This window comes from Aureimonas ureilytica, assembly GCF_001475935.1.
GTDB lineage: Bacteria > Pseudomonadota > Alphaproteobacteria > Rhizobiales > Rhizobiaceae > Aureimonas > Aureimonas ureilytica_A.
In genome coordinates, this window is sequence record NZ_LDQA01000001.1 from 178,364 (window position 1) to 194,545 (window position 16,182).

14 protein-coding genes are annotated in these 16,182 nt (G+C 61.6%); 8 read left to right on the forward strand and 6 right to left on the reverse strand.

Annotated features, from left to right (window positions below):
- The first annotated feature begins 144 nt into the window (after positions 1-144).
- From NS365_RS00785 to lexA, 6 genes are all read left to right on the forward strand, one after another.
- Positions 145-2,019 (forward strand): peptidyl-prolyl cis-trans isomerase, encoded by a 1,875-nt coding sequence (locus tag NS365_RS00785; RefSeq protein ID WP_193753352.1) that lies wholly within the window; start codon positions 145-147, stop codon positions 2,017-2,019.
- On the forward strand, positions 2,016-3,047 hold the full coding sequence (trpD, locus tag NS365_RS00790) for an anthranilate phosphoribosyltransferase (protein WP_058598366.1): 1,032 nt from the start codon (positions 2,016-2,018) through the stop codon (positions 3,045-3,047). Before NS365_RS00785 ends, trpD begins: the two co-directional genes overlap by 4 nt.
- On the forward strand, positions 3,044-3,853 hold the full coding sequence (trpC, locus tag NS365_RS00795) for an indole-3-glycerol phosphate synthase TrpC (protein WP_058598367.1): 810 nt from the start codon (positions 3,044-3,046) through the stop codon (positions 3,851-3,853). Before trpD ends, trpC begins: the two co-directional genes overlap by 4 nt.
- The gene (moaC, locus tag NS365_RS00800) at positions 3,850-4,332 is read left to right on the forward strand and encodes a cyclic pyranopterin monophosphate synthase MoaC (protein WP_058598368.1); all 483 of its coding nucleotides are present in this window, start codon (positions 3,850-3,852) and stop codon (positions 4,330-4,332) included. Before trpC ends, moaC begins: the two co-directional genes overlap by 4 nt.
- Positions 4,329-5,540 carry a molybdopterin molybdotransferase MoeA gene (locus NS365_RS00805; protein ID WP_058598369.1) on the forward strand — a complete coding sequence of 404 codons (1,212 nt, stop codon included), beginning with the start codon at positions 4,329-4,331 and terminating at the stop codon, positions 5,538-5,540. The genes moaC and NS365_RS00805 overlap by 4 nt, the downstream gene beginning before the upstream one ends.
- A 71-nt stretch (positions 5,541-5,611) precedes the next feature.
- Positions 5,612-6,346 (forward strand): transcriptional repressor LexA, encoded by a 735-nt coding sequence (lexA, locus tag NS365_RS00810; protein ID WP_058598370.1) that lies wholly within the window; start codon positions 5,612-5,614, stop codon positions 6,344-6,346.
- On the opposite strand, the gene NS365_RS00815 is transcribed toward lexA, so the two are convergent.
- A complete protein-coding gene (locus tag NS365_RS00815) occupies positions 6,327-8,600 on the reverse strand; it encodes a ComEC/Rec2 family competence protein (RefSeq protein WP_153003591.1) in 2,274 nt (757 codons plus the stop codon). The two genes, lexA and NS365_RS00815, sit on opposite strands and share 20 nt — an antisense overlap.
- 133 nt (positions 8,601-8,733) lie before the next feature.
- Between NS365_RS00815 and gltX the strand changes: the two genes are divergently transcribed.
- Both gltX and gltA read left to right on the forward strand, forming a co-directional pair.
- Entirely contained in the window at positions 8,734-10,158 is a 1,425-nt protein-coding gene (gene gltX / locus NS365_RS00820; protein ID WP_058598372.1) for a glutamate--tRNA ligase, read from the forward strand.
- A 285-nt stretch (positions 10,159-10,443) separates the two neighbouring features.
- Positions 10,444-11,730, forward strand: coding sequence for a citrate synthase (gltA, locus tag NS365_RS00825; protein ID WP_058598373.1), 1,287 nt, complete (start codon positions 10,444-10,446; stop codon positions 11,728-11,730).
- A 47-nt stretch (positions 11,731-11,777) separates the two neighbouring features.
- Here gltA and lpxB read toward each other — a convergent pair whose 3' ends face one another.
- Genes lpxB through lpxD form a run of 5 tightly spaced genes read right to left on the reverse strand, consistent with a single transcriptional unit; the run spans position 11,778 to position 16,162 of the window.
- Positions 11,778-12,953, reverse strand: a complete 1,176-nt coding sequence (lpxB, locus tag NS365_RS00830; RefSeq protein ID WP_058598374.1) for a lipid-A-disaccharide synthase — start codon at positions 12,951-12,953, stop codon at positions 11,778-11,780.
- Positions 12,950-13,834, reverse strand: coding sequence for an LpxI family protein (locus NS365_RS00835; RefSeq protein WP_244496449.1), 885 nt, complete (start codon positions 13,832-13,834; stop codon positions 12,950-12,952). The genes lpxB and NS365_RS00835 overlap by 4 nt, the downstream gene beginning before the upstream one ends.
- Positions 13,831-14,640 (reverse strand): acyl-ACP--UDP-N-acetylglucosamine O-acyltransferase, encoded by an 810-nt coding sequence (lpxA, locus tag NS365_RS00840; protein WP_058598375.1) that lies wholly within the window; start codon positions 14,638-14,640, stop codon positions 13,831-13,833. The genes NS365_RS00835 and lpxA overlap by 4 nt, the downstream gene beginning before the upstream one ends.
- 3 nt (positions 14,641-14,643) lie before the next feature.
- Complete coding sequence (gene fabZ, locus NS365_RS00845) at positions 14,644-15,111, reverse strand: 3-hydroxyacyl-ACP dehydratase FabZ (protein ID WP_058598463.1); 468 nt, start codon at positions 15,109-15,111, stop codon at positions 14,644-14,646.
- A complete protein-coding gene (gene lpxD, locus NS365_RS00850) occupies positions 15,104-16,162 on the reverse strand; it encodes a UDP-3-O-(3-hydroxymyristoyl)glucosamine N-acyltransferase (RefSeq protein ID WP_058598376.1) in 1,059 nt (352 codons plus the stop codon). Before lpxD ends, fabZ begins: the two co-directional genes overlap by 8 nt.
- Positions 16,163-16,182: the final 20 nt, after the last annotated feature.

Sequence of the window (16,182 nt, forward strand, 5' to 3'; positions counted from 1 at the left end):
TCCCATTTCGACAGCTATCGGCCGAGATCGGGAAAATCAAACCGGCGCTTCGGCAGGATCGACTTTTCTTCTCCGTTCGGAATGCCTATTCGGGACATCGATGAGACTAGGAAGATCGGGAGTTCGCAGCGGATGCTGAACCAGATGCGTCGCGGTGCCTCGGGTTGGGTCGCCAAACTTTTGCTGGGTGGCCTCGCCGTCAGCTTCGTGGTGTGGGGTATCGCGGATGGGCTGCGATCCCACGGCTCGGGATCGACCGTTCTGCAAGCCGGTGACGTCCGGGTTTCGGTGGTGGAATACCAGCAGGCCTATCAGCAGGGGCTCAATCGCCTCGCACAGCAGCTGCAGCGTCGCCCGACGTCCGAACAAGCCGAAATGTTCGGCGTTGACCAGACCGTTCTGGCGCAATTGCGAGCCGGCGCGTTGGTCGATCTGAAAGCCGAGCACGATGGCATCGCCGTTTCCGATGAGGGATTGATCACGCTGATTCAGCGCGAGAAAGCCTTTCAAGACGCAAGCGGCCGCTTTTCGCGTGACACCATGCGGGCGGTGTTGGCAAATGCCGGTCTCAGCGAAGCCGCTTATCTCACGGATCTCAGGCGCTCGGCGGTGCGAGGGCAATTGCTCGGCGCCGTGGCGGACGACGTCGTGATCCCCAACGCCTTTGTCGATGCCTTGGGGATCTACAATGGAGAGCGGCGCACCGTTCAATATGCGGTTCTCCAGCCCCAGCCCGCTGACAGCGTGTCCGATCCATCGGACGATGATCTCAGCACCTATTACACCGAGCATCAGGACACGTATCGCGCGCCCGAATATCGAGGGTTCTCCTATGTGGCTCTGACGCCGGCCACCATGGCTGAGACGGACAAGGTGACGGACGAGGAGATCGCGCGCTACTACGAGGCCAACCGCGCCCAGTTCACGACTCCCGAGCGCCGCGCCGTTCAGCAGGTCGTTTTCCCCGACCGCGCAACTGCCGACGCCGCTGCGCAAGCGATCGCATCCGGCCGTTCCCTAGCCGATGCCGCCAAGCAGGCAGGGCGCGAAGTGGCCGATCTCGGAACGATCGATCGCGCGGCTCTCGGCAACGCGACGCTCGCGGATGCCGCCTTCGGCGCTCAGGTGGGTGTCCCGACCGGGGTCGTGGAGGGTCCGTTCGGACCCGTGATTCTGAACGTCACGGCGGTCGAGCCGGAGGTCGTGCGTCCGCTGGATGATGTCAGAGCGGACATCCGCCAGAGTCTCGCCCGCGATGCGACCAATGCGCGTATCACAAGCGCCTACAACACGATGTCGGATTCTCTGCAGAGCGGTGCTCCGCTCGCTGAGGCCGCCGAGCAGGCGGGCTTGAAGGTGGTGTCGGTGCCGCCCGTATCGCGGGAAGGGGTGACGCAGGACGGCACGAAGGTCGAAACGATCCCTGGCTCCCAGCAAGTCTTGGGTGCTGTCTTCACGGGTGACGAAGGCAACGATATTCCGCCGGTCAATTTCGATGGAAACAGCTACGTCTTTCTGGCACCAGGCGAAGTCATCCCTTCGCGCGAGCGTCCGCTGGATGAAGTTCGCGCTCGCGTAACAGCGGACTGGAAGCAGGACGAGGCGGTCCAGATGGCGGTCGATCGCGGCCAGTCTCTGGCCGAGCGCGTTCGCAAGGGCCAGTCCTTCGCCGACATGGCGGAAGTCGAAGGACTGTCTCTTCAGACGGCCTCGGCCGTGACGCGGCAGTCCGCCCTCCCCGTTCTGGGCGAAGCGGGGATGCGCGCAGCCTTCTCCGGGCCGCAGGGGCTCGTTGCCTCCACACCTGCGAAGGATTCTGGGCAAGTTCTGGTTCTCCAGGTGTCCGAAGTGGCGCCGCCGGCTGACCCCGCGGCCTCCGTCGCGCAGACCACGAAGACCGGATTGAGCCAAGCGCTTCGGGGCGATCTTGAACAAAGCTACATTGCCTCGCTCCAGAGCGGGGTCGATGTGACCTATAACCAGGCCGTGATCCAGCAGGCGAAGGCGAGCGTTCGATGAGCGCAGGAATGAAGCCGCTTCTGACCAAGGTCGCAGCCGGTGAGGCGCTCAACCGGGCGGAAGCGCGGGAGGCCTTCTCGATCTTGATGTCGGGCGAAGCGACGCCCTCGCAGATCGGTGGTTTCCTGATGGCGCTGCGGGTGCGTGGCGAGGTCGTGGACGAGATCGCCGGCGCGGTGGACGTCATGCGCGCCAACATGCTCCCGGTGGAGGCCCCTGGCGATGCGATCGACATCGTGGGGACGGGTGGCGATCAAGCGGGAACCTACAATGTCTCGACCTGTGCGGCCTTCGTCGTTGCAGGTTGCGGCCTGACGGTCGCCAAACATGGCAACCGGGCGCTGTCCTCGAGGTCGGGTTCGGCGGATGTGCTGGCGGCGCTGGGCGTCAATGTCGATCTCTCGCCGGATCAGATCGGAGAGGTCATTTCGACCGCCGGCTTGGGCTTCATGTTTGCGCCGACGCATCATGCGGCTATGCGCTTTGTGGGCCCCAGCCGTGTGGAACTCGGAACCCGTACGATCTTCAACCTGCTAGGTCCTCTGGCGAATCCGGCCGGCGTTAAGAGGCTCCTGTTGGGGGTCTATTCCCGTGAATGGGTTCGCCCTCTTGCGGAGGCCTTGAACGCGTTGGGGGCCGAGAAAGCCTGGGTCGTCCACGGGGAGGGTCTGGATGAGATGACGGTGTGCGGTCGCACGCATGTCGCCAGTCTGGAACATGGCTCGATCCGCGAATGGGAACTGACGCCCGAAGAGGCGGGGCTCGCGCTCCATCCCACCTCGGACCTCATCGGCGGTGATGCGGCACATAATGCCGAAGCACTTCGCCGTGTTCTGGCCAACGAGCCCAGCGCCTATCGGGACATCGTGCTGCTCAATGCTGCCGGTGCTCTGATCGTCGCCGATAAGGCGTCAAGTCTGGACCAGGGGGTCGCAATGGCGAAAGCCTCACTCGCCGAAGGACGAGCGGCTGAAGCGCTGGCCCGGCTCGTGACAACATCACAAGAGATCGGGAGAAGACCGTCGTGACCGACATTCTCGAAAAGATCGAAACCTACAAGCGCGAAGAAATCGCCGACGCGAAGCGCGAGATGTCTCTGTCCGCTCTTGAAAGCGTCATTCGTGACCTGCCGCCGACTCGGGGCTTTGCCGATGCGCTGCGGCGCAAGCATTCGCTCGGTCAGTTCGCGCTGATCGCGGAAGTGAAAAAGGCGAGCCCGTCCAAGGGGCTCATCCGACCTGATTTCGAGCCGGTATCGATCGCGCAGGCGTATGAGCGCGCGGGCGCCGCGTGTCTCAGTGTTTTGACCGACGCTCCGTCCTTTCAGGGTGCCCCGGAATATCTGACGGCGGCACGAGGGGCGACCGCCCTGCCCGCGCTTCGCAAGGACTTTCTGTTCGACACCTATCAGGTGGCGCAGGCTCGCGCTTGGGGAGCGGACGCTATTCTGATCATACTCGCCGCCGTGGACGATGCGCTGGCCAACGAACTGGAGTGCGCCGCGATCGAACTCGGTCTCGATGTGTTGCTGGAAGTGCATGACGAGGCAGAGGCCGAACGGGCGCTCAAGCTTCAATCTTCTCTGTTTGGCGTCAACAATCGCAATCTGCGAACCTTCGAAACCGATATCGGGACGAGCGAGCGACTGGCGCGCATCGTTCCCGCTGACCGGATCGTCGTCGGTGAAAGCGCGATCAATGGTCATGAGGACTGCGTTCGGCTGGCCGCGTCCGGCATTCGGACCTTCCTCGTGGGCGAGAGCCTGATGCGGCAGGACGATGTCGAGGCGGCGACACGCAGTTTGCTGTTTGGCGGACAGGCTCATCTCGCATGAGCGAAACATCCCTGACGCATCTCGCCGCCGATGGCTCGGCCCATATGGTCGATGTCGGCGAGAAGGCTGAAACGATCCGAACGGCTCGCGCCGAAGGGCTCGTGCTGATGAAGGCCGAAACGCTCGATCTGATTCGAGAAGGCAGCCTCAAGAAGGGCGATGTCACGGCGATCGCGCGTATCGCCGGAATCATGGGCGCGAAGAAAACTCATGATCTGATCCCTCTTTGCCATCCTCTGATGTTGGAGAAGGTTTCGGTCGAACTGGAGTTCGAACCGGCCCTTCCCGGCATTCGCGTCACCGCGACTTGCCGCGTGAGTGGCAAGACCGGAATCGAGATGGAGGCGTTGACAGCCGTTTCGGTGGCTTGCCTCACGATCTACGATATGGCGAAGGCGGTGGATCGCAGCATGACCATTAGCGCTATCCGGTTGTTGGAAAAAGCCGGCGGCCGATCGGGTGCGTGGAGCGCCGAGTGAGCCTCCTTCCAGTCGAAGAGGCTTTGGCGAGGTTGCTGACGGACGCCGAACCCGTTCGGCGTATCGAGCAGGTCGGGCTCGACGCTCTGGCCGGTCGGCGTCTGGCGGGCGATCTCGTGGCTCGGCTGACGCAACCGGCCTTCGATGCCTCCGCCATGGATGGATACGCCGTTCGTGCCGACGATCTGCGCTCTGCGGCAACGGAACTTCGCGTTATTGGCGAAGCGGCTGCCGGCGCGGCCTTCGAGGGGACGGTCTCGGCAAATCAGGCCGTACGGATCTTTACCGGTGCTCCTGTACCCGCAGGGGCAGATGCCGTCGTGATCCAGGAAAACACAGAACGTCCCGACCCATCGACTGTCATCGTGCTGGAGCCTGTGCAGCCGGGACGCCATATCCGCCCTGCCGGCAATGACTTCCAAGCAGGTAAGCCCGTTCTAGCGGATGGGGTCGTTTTGAGCCCTGCTTCCATCGCTCTCGCGGCAAGCGCCGGATACGATTTTGTGCCCGTGCGCGCTCGCCCCGGGATCGCGATCGTCATGACGGGCAGCGAACTGGTCTGGCCTGGTACGCGCCCTGGTCCCTCGCAGATCGTCGCGTCAAACGGTTTCGGTATCGCAGCGATCGTGGAAGCGGCGGGTGGCGACGCCATCTCCTATGGCATCGTCCCCGACGATCGAGCGGCCTTGCGACAGGTTTTCGAGAATGCCAGAGCCGAGGGAATCGACGTTTTCGTGACCATCGGCGGAGCTTCGGTCGGTGAGCATGATCTTGTTGCGCCGGTCCTGCGGGAGTGCGGTGTCGAACTGGATTTCTGGAAGGTCGCCATGCGACCGGGAAAACCCCTGATGGCAGGTCGCCATGAGGCGATGCGATTCCTGGGCCTGCCCGGCAACCCGGCGTCGAGCCTCGTAACGGCGGAATTGTTTCTCCGGCCGCTCGTAGAACGTCTCGCCGGGCGCCCGTCTCGCCCCCGATACGAAACCGGAACACTCGGTGCGGCCGTTTCCGAGAATGACCATCGGGCGGACTTCATGCGCGCAACGATCCAACAAGACGACGACGGACGAACGGTCCTCATGCCGCTTGCTCGGCAAGACTCCTCGCTTCTGAGCGTCTTCGCGACCGCCGATGCCCTCTTGGTTCGTCCCCCTCATGCCGCCGCCGGTCAGCCGGGAGAAACCTGCGAGTTCGTTCGATTGGCGTGATGGAGTTCCTTGCAGAACACAAACAGAACAGATAGGGTTTGTTCAGGTTTTGTTTTGTCCGGATTCGCGCGATGTTGACCCGCAAGCAGCATGAATTGCTTCTCTTCATTCATGACCGTTTGCAATCGGTCGGAATTCCTCCCTCCTTCGACGAGATGAAGGAGGCCCTGGATCTGAAATCCAAATCAGGAATCCATCGTCTCATCACCGCCTTGGAGGAACGGGGCTTTATCCGGCGTCTCCCCAATCGGGCTCGGGCTTTGGAAGTCCTGCGCCTGCCGGACTCCTTGAGTGGAAAGGATTCGAGTAGCAGTTTGGCGGTGCCGACGGCGTCCGATGCGCCGATCTCGCGGCAAGTCATCCCTCTTCCGAAGCGTGCCGAAATCGAGCCGGTCGTGGCGAGAGGGGAACCGGCCAATGATTCGATGCCCGTGCCGGTCATGGGACGGATTGCGGCGGGCGTTCCGATTTCGGCGATTCAACAGAACAGCCGTTCCATCGCCCTCCCGGTCGAGATGTTCGGCGCCGGTGAACATTACGCCTTGGACGTCAAAGGCGATTCGATGGTCGATGCCGGCATTCTGGACGGAGACACGGTTCTGATCCAGCGTTCGGAGACGGCGACAGCGGGCGAGATCGTCGTGGCTCTGATCGACGACGAAGAGGCGACGCTCAAGCGCTTTCGTCGGCGAGGCTCCGTCGTGGAACTGGAAGCCGCCAACCCTGCCTATGAGACGCGGATTTTGGAAGCGGGCCGGGTCAAGGTTCAAGGGCGTCTTGTCGGGCTCATTCGGCGCTATCACTAGAACGATGAGGTGACCCGACCTGCCCGGGCTCGGAGCGCTGGTTTCGCCTTTCGCTCTCCGGCCATGGGGCCGATCGATGCACGTTCCATTCGTTGAAGGGCTGAGCGATCGAGGGTTGAAGGGCCCACTGCGTTCCCTTTACGGAGGGAAGCAAAAGAGCGCCGGTCTGCCGGAGAGTGCGAAGCGTGACGAGCTTCGCGCCGGAACGGCACGACGTCATTCGAGGCGCTCGCGCCATCACGGCGATGTCGGCACTGTCGCAAAGCTCTCCCATACGTTCCAGCTTGTCGCTCCATGCGATGCGGAGGCCCGACCGCGATGTCGCACGGCAGATATCGCCAGAACACTCGAACTGCTTCCGAGGGGTACGAGACTGTGGCAACCGAAGTTGAAACGCGCGTTGCCACTGATCGTGAGTGAAGCGATTGGGCCGCTTGCGCAAATCGATAGTCGATCCATCCTGGCCGATCACCGCGATATCTCGAGCATCCTCCGCAATCAGAAGCTCGGGTCGATTGGTCGATGGGATCGAGACCCAGCCGAGCGTCAATGGCAAAATGAAGAGCCAGCGCATCGCGCTCTGGCAAAATGACAGGACGAGCAAAGCCATAGTGAGGCTGAGAAGGCTTGCGAGGCCGATCTGGCCCACGGCGTAGTCCGGTAATTCTTCAGCCAGGCGTTTCGCCAGCCAGAATACGACGTCCAGCCCCCAACCGATGGGATGCAGCGCTAGGCTCTCCCAACCAAAGGGCATCAGGCAGACCGAAGCCAGAGCGAGCGGCATGATCCAGAACGAAAAGATCGGCGTCGCCAGAACATTGGCCACGAGGCCGAATGGAGCGGCCCGCTGAAAGTGATAGACGGCATAGGGTGCGGTCGCCGCACCCGCGATCAGGGATGACAGAAACGCGCCGAGAAGCAAAAGTGCGAGTGTTCGAAAGCGAGCGTGATCGCCTGCCTTACCGTCGGACTGGTTCGACCAGCGAGAGTATGCGCCGTATGCACCCACCAGAGCGGCGGTTGCTGCGAAGGACATTTGGAACGTAGCGGTCATCAAGGCGTGCGGAGAGATCAACATCACCGCCATCGCTGCCATACCGACGTTGCGGATTGTCAGTGCAGGTCGATCCACCAGAACCGCGCCCAGCATGATGGCGATCATGATGAAGGAGCGTTCGGTGGCGGCATTGTCTCCAGCTAGTAGGAAGTAAAAGCCGGTGACCCCCAAGGCCAGGACCGCGCCGATCTTCCTCGTCTGCCATCGAAGGGCGATGGCCGGAAAAGCGGCAGCCGCGCCTCGCACAACGACCATGGTCATGCCCGCGACTAGTGCCATGTGGAACCCGGAAATCGAGAGGACATGGGCAAGACCCGTCGCACGCAGCGCATCTTCGATATCCTTGGGAATGCCGGCCCGTTCGCCATTGATCAAGGCCGCCGCGACGGCTCCTCGTTCGCCAGGTAGAACAGTTCGAATGCGTTCGCCGATCGCAAGACGAAGGCTTGCGACTTGGCCCATCAGGCCGCTGGGTACCACCTCCTCCTCTTCGGAGACCTTGGGAGGGCCCAAGGAATAGCCGAACGCACTCGTACCATCGAAAAACGGCGTGAAGGCAAAATCATAAGCGCCGGGAAAGGCTGGCCCTGCTGGCGGACTTAGCCGCACGAGCCCGGCGTAGCGGGCCCCGATGGGCAAGGGCTCGTGTCGGCTCGACACGAGAACGCGAACGCGTTGCGGCGGACGCGAGAGGGTCGGCCGCTCCGTTCGCTCGACATCGATCGTGTATCGATAGCGCCCGCGATCGTTCTGTTCCCGCAGAGTCACCACGCCGATGATGCGTGTCGTGGCATTCCCGGACAACATGACCGTTTGTGTCGTGGTCAGTTCCACCCATCCCGCACCCAGACCCAAACCGAAGCCAAGAGGCAGGAGAAGCAGCGACCGCATGAAAGGCTTAGCCTCGAAGAACCTTGAAGCAAGCCAGCACAGCGCAAGATGGGCGGGCGCGAGCCAGACAAAGGGGCGCCAGCCGCATCCATAGATCAAACCAATCGCCAGCATGGTCCCGATCGGAAGGAACGCGAAAGACGAGCGCTGCTCTTGCTCGATCTGGATTTGATCGGCCAGCCAGGCTTTCAGGCGCAACAAAGAATTGCGGCTGCGCCCCCATCTTTGCTCGGAGCGCCCACCCGGCTTGTCGATCCGCAGATCCGATGTCGATGGCATCGGTGCATCAGGCGTTGAAGCCGGCACGGGCGCTCCGCCTTGAGTCCTTCTAGGCGTATGTTACACACCGGAGCACGAAAGCGCAGCCCGGTCTGTCCGGACAGGCGCATCCCAACCGGGGCCTGCGGCGAGGTCGCGCCCCGCTTTCAAAGGCAGACGAATGACCGACCGCGTGGTGACACGTTTCGCCCCCTCGCCGACAGGCTTCCTTCACATCGGCGGCGCGAGAACGGCCCTGTTCAACTGGCTCTATGCCCGGCGCATGGGCGGCACGATGCTGCTGCGGATCGAGGATACGGACCGCGAACGCTCCACTGACGCGGCGGTTCAGGCGATCATCGAAGGTCTCGACTGGCTCGGCCTGAAAGCCGATGGTGAGCCTGTGTCGCAGTTTGCTCGCGCTGCCCGGCATCGCGAGGTGGCGGAAGAACTGGTCGCCGCTGGCAAGGCTTATTATTGTTACGCTTCCCCGGCCGAGCTCGATGAAATGCGCGAGAAGGCGAAAGCTGAAAAGCGCCCACCGCGCTACGATGGCCGCTGGCGCGACCGCGACCCCTCGGAAGCCCCTGCCGGCGTTGCTCCTGTGATCCGCATCAAGGCGCCGCAAGAGGGCGAGACCTTGGTTCGCGATGTGGTTCAGGGAGACGTTCGTTTTCCGAACAAGGATCTGGATGATTTCATCCTGCTCCGCTCGGACGGTACGCCCACCTATATGCACGCCGTCGTCGTCGATGATCACGATATGGGTGTGACGCACATCATTCGAGGCGACGATCACCTGACGAATGCCGGACGTCAGACCTTGATCTATCAGGCGATGGGCTGGGACGTGCCCGTCATGGCGCATATCCCGCTCATTCATGGTGCGGACGGCGCCAAGCTCTCGAAGCGGCACGGCGCCTTGGGTGTCGATGCCTATCGCGGGATGGGCTACCTGCCGAAAGCGCTTCTCAATTATCTCGTGCGCCTCGGCTGGAGCCATGGCGACGATGAGGTCATGTCGATCGAGAACATGATCTCGTGGTTCGATACGGCCGACATCAACAAGGGCGCCGCTCGCTTTGATTTCGCCAAGCTGGATGCGATCAACGGCCATTGGATTCGTGGCTCGTCGGACGATGATCTCGTCGAGACATTGATGGTGGAACGCGACCATCTGCCGAATGGCGATATTCTGCGTCAGCAGGACGATGCGACCGTTCGCGCGCGGCTCGGCGCGGCCATGGCCGGGCTGAAGGAGCGAGCCAAGACGCTGGTGGAGCTGACCGAAAGTTCGGCCTACCTCTTTGCCCAGCGCCCGCTTTCGCTGGATGAGAAGGCAGCCGACATTCTTGCCAATGGCGGGCGCGACATTCTGCGTGATCTCGTGCCTGTCTTGAATGAGGTGACCGACTGGTCCGCTGGCCCGTTGGAAGTCGCGATCAAAGGATTTGCCGAATCGTCGGGACTGAAACTTGGAAAGATCGCCCAGCCCCTCCGCGCCGCCCTCACGGGCCGTTCCACATCCCCGGGCGTGTATGACGTCCTGGCCGTCCTCGGGCGTGAGGAAACGCTCGGACGACTTCAGGACCAGATGTCGGCGTAAGGCGATTATAACAGGGCGCTAAAGGCCTGCCTCTGAAAGAGATGAACGCCGAAGCTCCTCTTTCAAACCGCTTTTGACGCGAGGACGAACTGAATCGTTCGTCTTCGCGAGGCCTCTTCGAAGGCGTGGACGTTCGACGTCGAGCTGGAGCGGGTGTTGCGCCGCAAAAATGCTTCCCGCCAGAAACTTGTTCCTTAACCACCTTTCCGATACGCATTCGCACGAAGCTGGCGTTCGCCGCAGGAGCGGCCATGGGCGCCCGAGCTCGTGCAGAAGGGGTAACGCATGAATCAATCGGCGAAACTGGCCCTTGGAGACAAGAGCGCGGAGCTGACGCTCCGATCAGGAACCATCGGACCCGATGTGGTCGACATCGCGTCCCTCTATAAAAACACGGGCCTGTTCACTTACGATCCGGGCTTCACTTCGACGGCGTCCTGCGAGTCGAAGATCACCTACATTGATGGTGACGAAGGCGTGCTTCTGCATCGCGGCTATCCGATCGATCAGCTCGCGGAACGCGGTGACTTCCTGGAGACTTGCTATCTCCTTCTCTACGGCGAACTGCCGACCGCGAGCGAGCGAGCCGACTTCGTCTACCACGTGACGCGCCACACCATGGTGCACGAGCAGATGTCCCGCTTCTACACGGGCTTCCGCCGCGACGCGCATCCGATGGCCGTCATGGTCGGTTCGGTTGGCGCTCTCTCCGCCTTCTATCACGACTCGACCGACATCACCGATCCGCATCAGCGGATGGTCGCGTCGATCCGCATGATCGCGAAGACCCCGACGCTCGCCGCCATGGCCTACAAGTACCATATCGGCCAGCCGTTCGTTTATCCGCGCAACGATCTGTCCTACGCGGAAAACTTCCTTCACATGTGCTTCGCGGTTCCCTGCGAGCCGTATCAGATCAACCCGGTTCTCGCGAAAGCGATGGATCGCATCTTCATCCTGCACGCCGACCACGAGCAGAACGCATCGACCTCGACGGTTCGCCTCGCGGGCTCGTCGGGTGCCAATCCGTTCGCCTGCATCGCAGCTGGCATCGCCTGCCTTTGGGGGCCCGCTCACGGCGGCGCCAACGAAGCCGCGCTCAACATGCTGGCGGAGATCGGCTCCAAGGATCGCATTCCCGAGTTCATCGCTCGCGCGAAGGACAAGAACGATCCGTTCCGCCTCATGGGTTTCGGTCACCGGGTCTACAAGAATTACGATCCGCGCGCCAAGATCATGCAGCAGACGTGCCACGAAGTTCTGAACGAACTCGGCATCAAGGATGATCCGCTGCTCGAAGTCGCCATGGAACTCGAGCATATCGCGTTGCATGACGAGTATTTCATCGAGAAGAAGCTCTACCCGAACGTCGATTTCTATTCGGGCATCACGCTCAAAGCGCTCGGCTTCCCGACCACGATGTTCACCGTCCTGTTCGCTGTTGCGCGCACGGTCGGCTGGATCGCGCAGTGGAAGGAAATGATCGAGGATCCGCATCAGCGCATCGGCCGCCCGCGTCAGCTCTACACGGGTGCGCCCCAGCGCGACTACCTCTCGGTCGGCGATCGCTGATCGAAGTATCAAATATGGAAACAGGCGCTTCAGGCGCCTGTTTTTTTTCAGGCGCCTGTTTTTTTGCCGGTCTTGCGGGTTTCGATCTCGCGAACAATAAGATCAGCGATGGTCTGGGCGGGCGGATGTTCGACCCTTATCAGCTCGCGAATTTGCCTCAGACCATCGAGTTGTGCAGCCCGCTCAGGCGTTGGCTTCATCAGCCGTTCCAGCCGTCGGGCGAGCGCTTCCGGACGAACGAACTCATGAAAATGTTCGGGCACCAGCGGGTGGCCCGCCAAGAAATTCGGTAATGCCGCCGTCCAGCCGGTGACGAGATGGCGCAGCAGATAAGACACGGGGTCCAGCCTATACGCCAGGACCATAGGCACGCCTGCCAAGGCGAGTTCGAGCGATACGGTACCGCTGGCCGCCAAAGCCGCGTCAGCTGTCCCGAAAGCAGCCCATTTCGCCTCGTTGCCCTCGAGGAGCTCGGGGCGGACAGGCCAAGTCTTGAGCCGTTGCTCGATCAGATTTCTGACCCGCGGCACAACCGGAAGACTCGCGCGCAGACCGGGCATCCGCTCATGGAGTAGCTGGTAGGTCCGCCCGAAATCATCCATCAGACGATGAATCTCGCCGCGCCTCGAGCCTGGCAGGATCAGGAGATGCGCTGGCTCGGAGGGCGGGCGCATCCCTGAGAAGCGTTCGCGCTCCAGGATCGCGTCCAGGCCGGGATGGTCGAGAAGCGGATGGCCGACATAGGTCGCCGGCGGACCACCGTGTTCGGCGAGATAACGCGGCTCGAAGGGAAATAAGCTTGCAACATGATCGACAGCTTGGCCGAGGGCCTGCGCCCGGCCCGGCTTGTAGGCCCAGATCGCCGGCGGCACGACGTTGACGATGGTGGCCTCTGGCCAACGCTGTCGAACTCTGAGGGCGACGCGATTGGTGAACGTGAAGCTGTCGATCGTGATGATCGCATCTGGCTTCTCCGCCACAAGGAACTCGACCGTCTGTCGAAGCCGGAATAGAAGTCGCGGCAGGCGAGCCAGGATGGCGCCGACACCGATGATCGAAAGTTCCTCGACATCGAAAAGGCTTTCGAGACCTTCCTTCTCGAGAGCTTTACCGCCCAGCCCCACGAGTTGCAGCGATGGGCCCAATTGCGTGCGCAAGGCCCGCGCCACCTCGCTTCCGATGCGGTCAGCCGATTCCTCGCCGAGCACGAAGGCTATCTTCATAGCCGACCGTCTTCCATGTCTCGCACCCCCAGAACGAAGAGGCCAGCGGCCTGCGCAGCGTCCGCTACCTTCTGTGGCTCAATGACCAGCGATCGTTTGGCAGTCATGGCGATGCCGGCAATGCCCGCCGCATCGGCCTGAGCGATGGTTTCGACGCCGATACTGGGGAGGTCGAAGCGCATATCCTGCTGCGGCTTGAAGGCTTTGAACAGGACGCAAGCCTCCCCACGGCCGATCCGCTTCCGACTTCGCAAATCCGCGACGCGAAGCAGCAGTTCCCGTGTACCCTCGATTCCCTCAAGCGCGATGATGCGATCTTGCGAGGCAACCACGGCCTGACCGATATCGAGAAGGCCGAGACGAACGGCAGCGATTTCGGCCCGGTCGATGGCGGCTTCGTGATTGGCCACAACCGCCACATTGGTCAAGTTTCCGAGCGGAAGAAGCAGATTCGGCATGATGGTCTGAACGCTCAGCACCTCCACTCCGCGTCGTTCAAAAACCTGCGCGACGGCGCGGAGCAGACTGTCGTCTCCGCCTTGGGTCATCCGAAAGAGCTCGGGTAGCATCTTGAGCGTCGGCCAGCTTGGCAACATCGAGCGATAATCCGGACGAACCGAGATCGTGCCGGAGAAAACGATCTTGCTCACATTCCTTCGGCGAAGGTGATCGAACACATTCCCCGTGCGGCTCCACGGCAGAGAGATGTGATCCCACCCCTCCCAGCTCCGTTGGCGTCCATCCGCTATGGCGACAATGAAGGGCTGCCAACCCAGATCCTTCGCCTCCTGCGCGATCAGCAGAGGAAGCATGCCGCCGCCGGCGACGATTCCAAGTCGCTCGAGAGGCTGGCTGGGGCGCAAGCCACGGAGTGTGGTCAAGCCGGTCGTGTGCTGCGAGGAAAGCACAAGGCCCGATCTCCCCCCGATTTGATGAACCCAAGAAGATCCTGAACCAACGGGTCGTCGGGATATTCCGCCTCGACCTCCTCCATGTTTTCGCGGAAGGTCAGATCGTCCGAGAACAGCATACGGTAGGCCTTACGCACGTTTCGGATCGCCTCGCGACCAAACCCGGCCCGTTTCATGCCGATGACATTCAGCCCCGACAGATAGGCTCGGTTGCCGAGAACCATGCCGAAGGGAATGACGTCACCCTCCACGGCCGCCAGCCCGCCGACATAGGCGTGATGGCCCACTCGCGTGAACTGATGGATACCCGATCCGCCGGCGATGGTCGCGTAATCGCCCACGACGCAATGGCCCGCGAGCATGACGTGGTTGATCAACGTCACGTTCGATCCAACGACGCAGTCATGCGCGACATGCGAACCCGTGAAGAATGCGCAATTGTCTCCGACCGTCGTTTCCGAGCGCCCTTGGACCGTGCCAGGATTCAATGTCACATGTTCGCGAATCAGGCAATTCGCGCCGATGACGAGCCGGGTCTCCTCACCCTGATACTTTAAATGTTGGGGGTCATGCCCGATGGAAGCGAAAGGATAAATTTTCGCACCATCACCGATTTGCGTATGCCCGGCGATCACGACATGGGAACGCAGCGTCGAACCGGCGCCCAGAACGACATTCGGCCCGATATGGCAAAACGGTCCGATCGAGCATCCGACACCGATGGTTGCGCCATCTTCGACAACCGCCGTCGGATGAATGAACGTCTCATGTGCCATCGTCTAGTTCGAACCTTCCGGCACCAGCATGGCGCTGATGGTCGCCTCGGCAACCTTGGCGCCATCGACCAGAGCGACGCAATCGAATTTCCAAATATTTCCGCGCTTCTTCGACTGCGTGACGTGGTATTCGAGACGGTCTCCAGGCACCACAGGCTTGCGGAACTTGGCGTTATCGATCGTCATGAAATAGACGATCGAGCTGGCCGTTCCACCCGTCGCGAGCTGGCAAATGGCTCCGGCCGTCTGCGCCATACCCTCAATGATCAGAACGCCTGGCATGACGGGGTAATGAGGGAAATGCCCCTGAAAATGCGGCTCGTTCGCCGTTACGTTCTTGATACCGACAGCTCGGCGATCGGCATCAATTTCAACAATACGGTCCACCAAGAGAAACGGATAGCGATGCGGCAAAAGCTGCATCAGCTTGAGGATATCGGCGCTGTCCAAGGCAGCCGGCGTCTCACCCATCGTCACGTTCATCTCTCCGAGCCGTCTTTCCCAATTTTTTCAACTGCGCCATTTCGCGAATCCAGTCGCGCACAGGCCGGGCCGGTGTCCCGCCCCATCGCGCACCGGCGGGCACATCGCCTGCCACAACGCTGACGGCTGCGATCTGGGCTCCATCGCCGATTGTGACATGGCCGTTGACGCCGGACTGGCCGCCGATAGCCACGCCGTTTCCGATCGTCACGCTTCCCGCGACGCCGACCTGGCCGACGATCACGCAGTTTCGACCGATTGTGACGTTGTGTGCGATCTGCACAAGATTGTCGATTTTCGTGTTTTCACCAATGACCGTATCACGCACGGCCCCACGATCGATCGTCGTGTTGGCACCAATCTCGACGCCATCCTGAATGATGACCCGACCGATCTGTACGACCTTTTCAAGCCCGGCCGGTCCCGGAACATAACCGAAGCCGTCCTGCCCGATCCGCACACCAGGGTGGAGGACCACGGAGTTGCCGATCAGGGCGTGCTGGACGGATACATGTGGACCGATATAGCTATACCGCCCGATCTGACAGCCCTCGCCGATCACCACGCCCGAGGCAAGAACCGTTCCCGTTCCAATGTGAGCTCTCGCGCCGACTATTGCGAAAGGTTCGATGGTCACGCCAGGCTCAAGGAATGCCGACGGATGGACCGACGCCAAGGACGAGATCTCGCCAGCGGTCAGGAGTGATGCAGGTTTCGTCGCGGTCGGAAATAAAGACCGCCCGATCTGACCGAACGCCGTTTGCGGGTGCCGGGCGACCAACACCGGGAAATGCTCGGGAATAGAGGCGGCGTGGCGCTTGGACGTAACGATCAGACCCGCGCGAGAGACTGCGAGATCCGGTGAGTAGCTGGGATTCTCATACAGCGCGACGTCGTCGGGTCCGGCCTCTTTCAAAGCCGCAACGCCCGTCACACGCCGATCGGCTATGGCGCTATTTAAGAGTTCACCGCCACATAAAGAGGCCAGCGCGGCGAGGGTATATCCCTCGCCGCGCTGAAAAAAGGAGCGTTCAATCATTTGAGACGCGAAACCCTCGC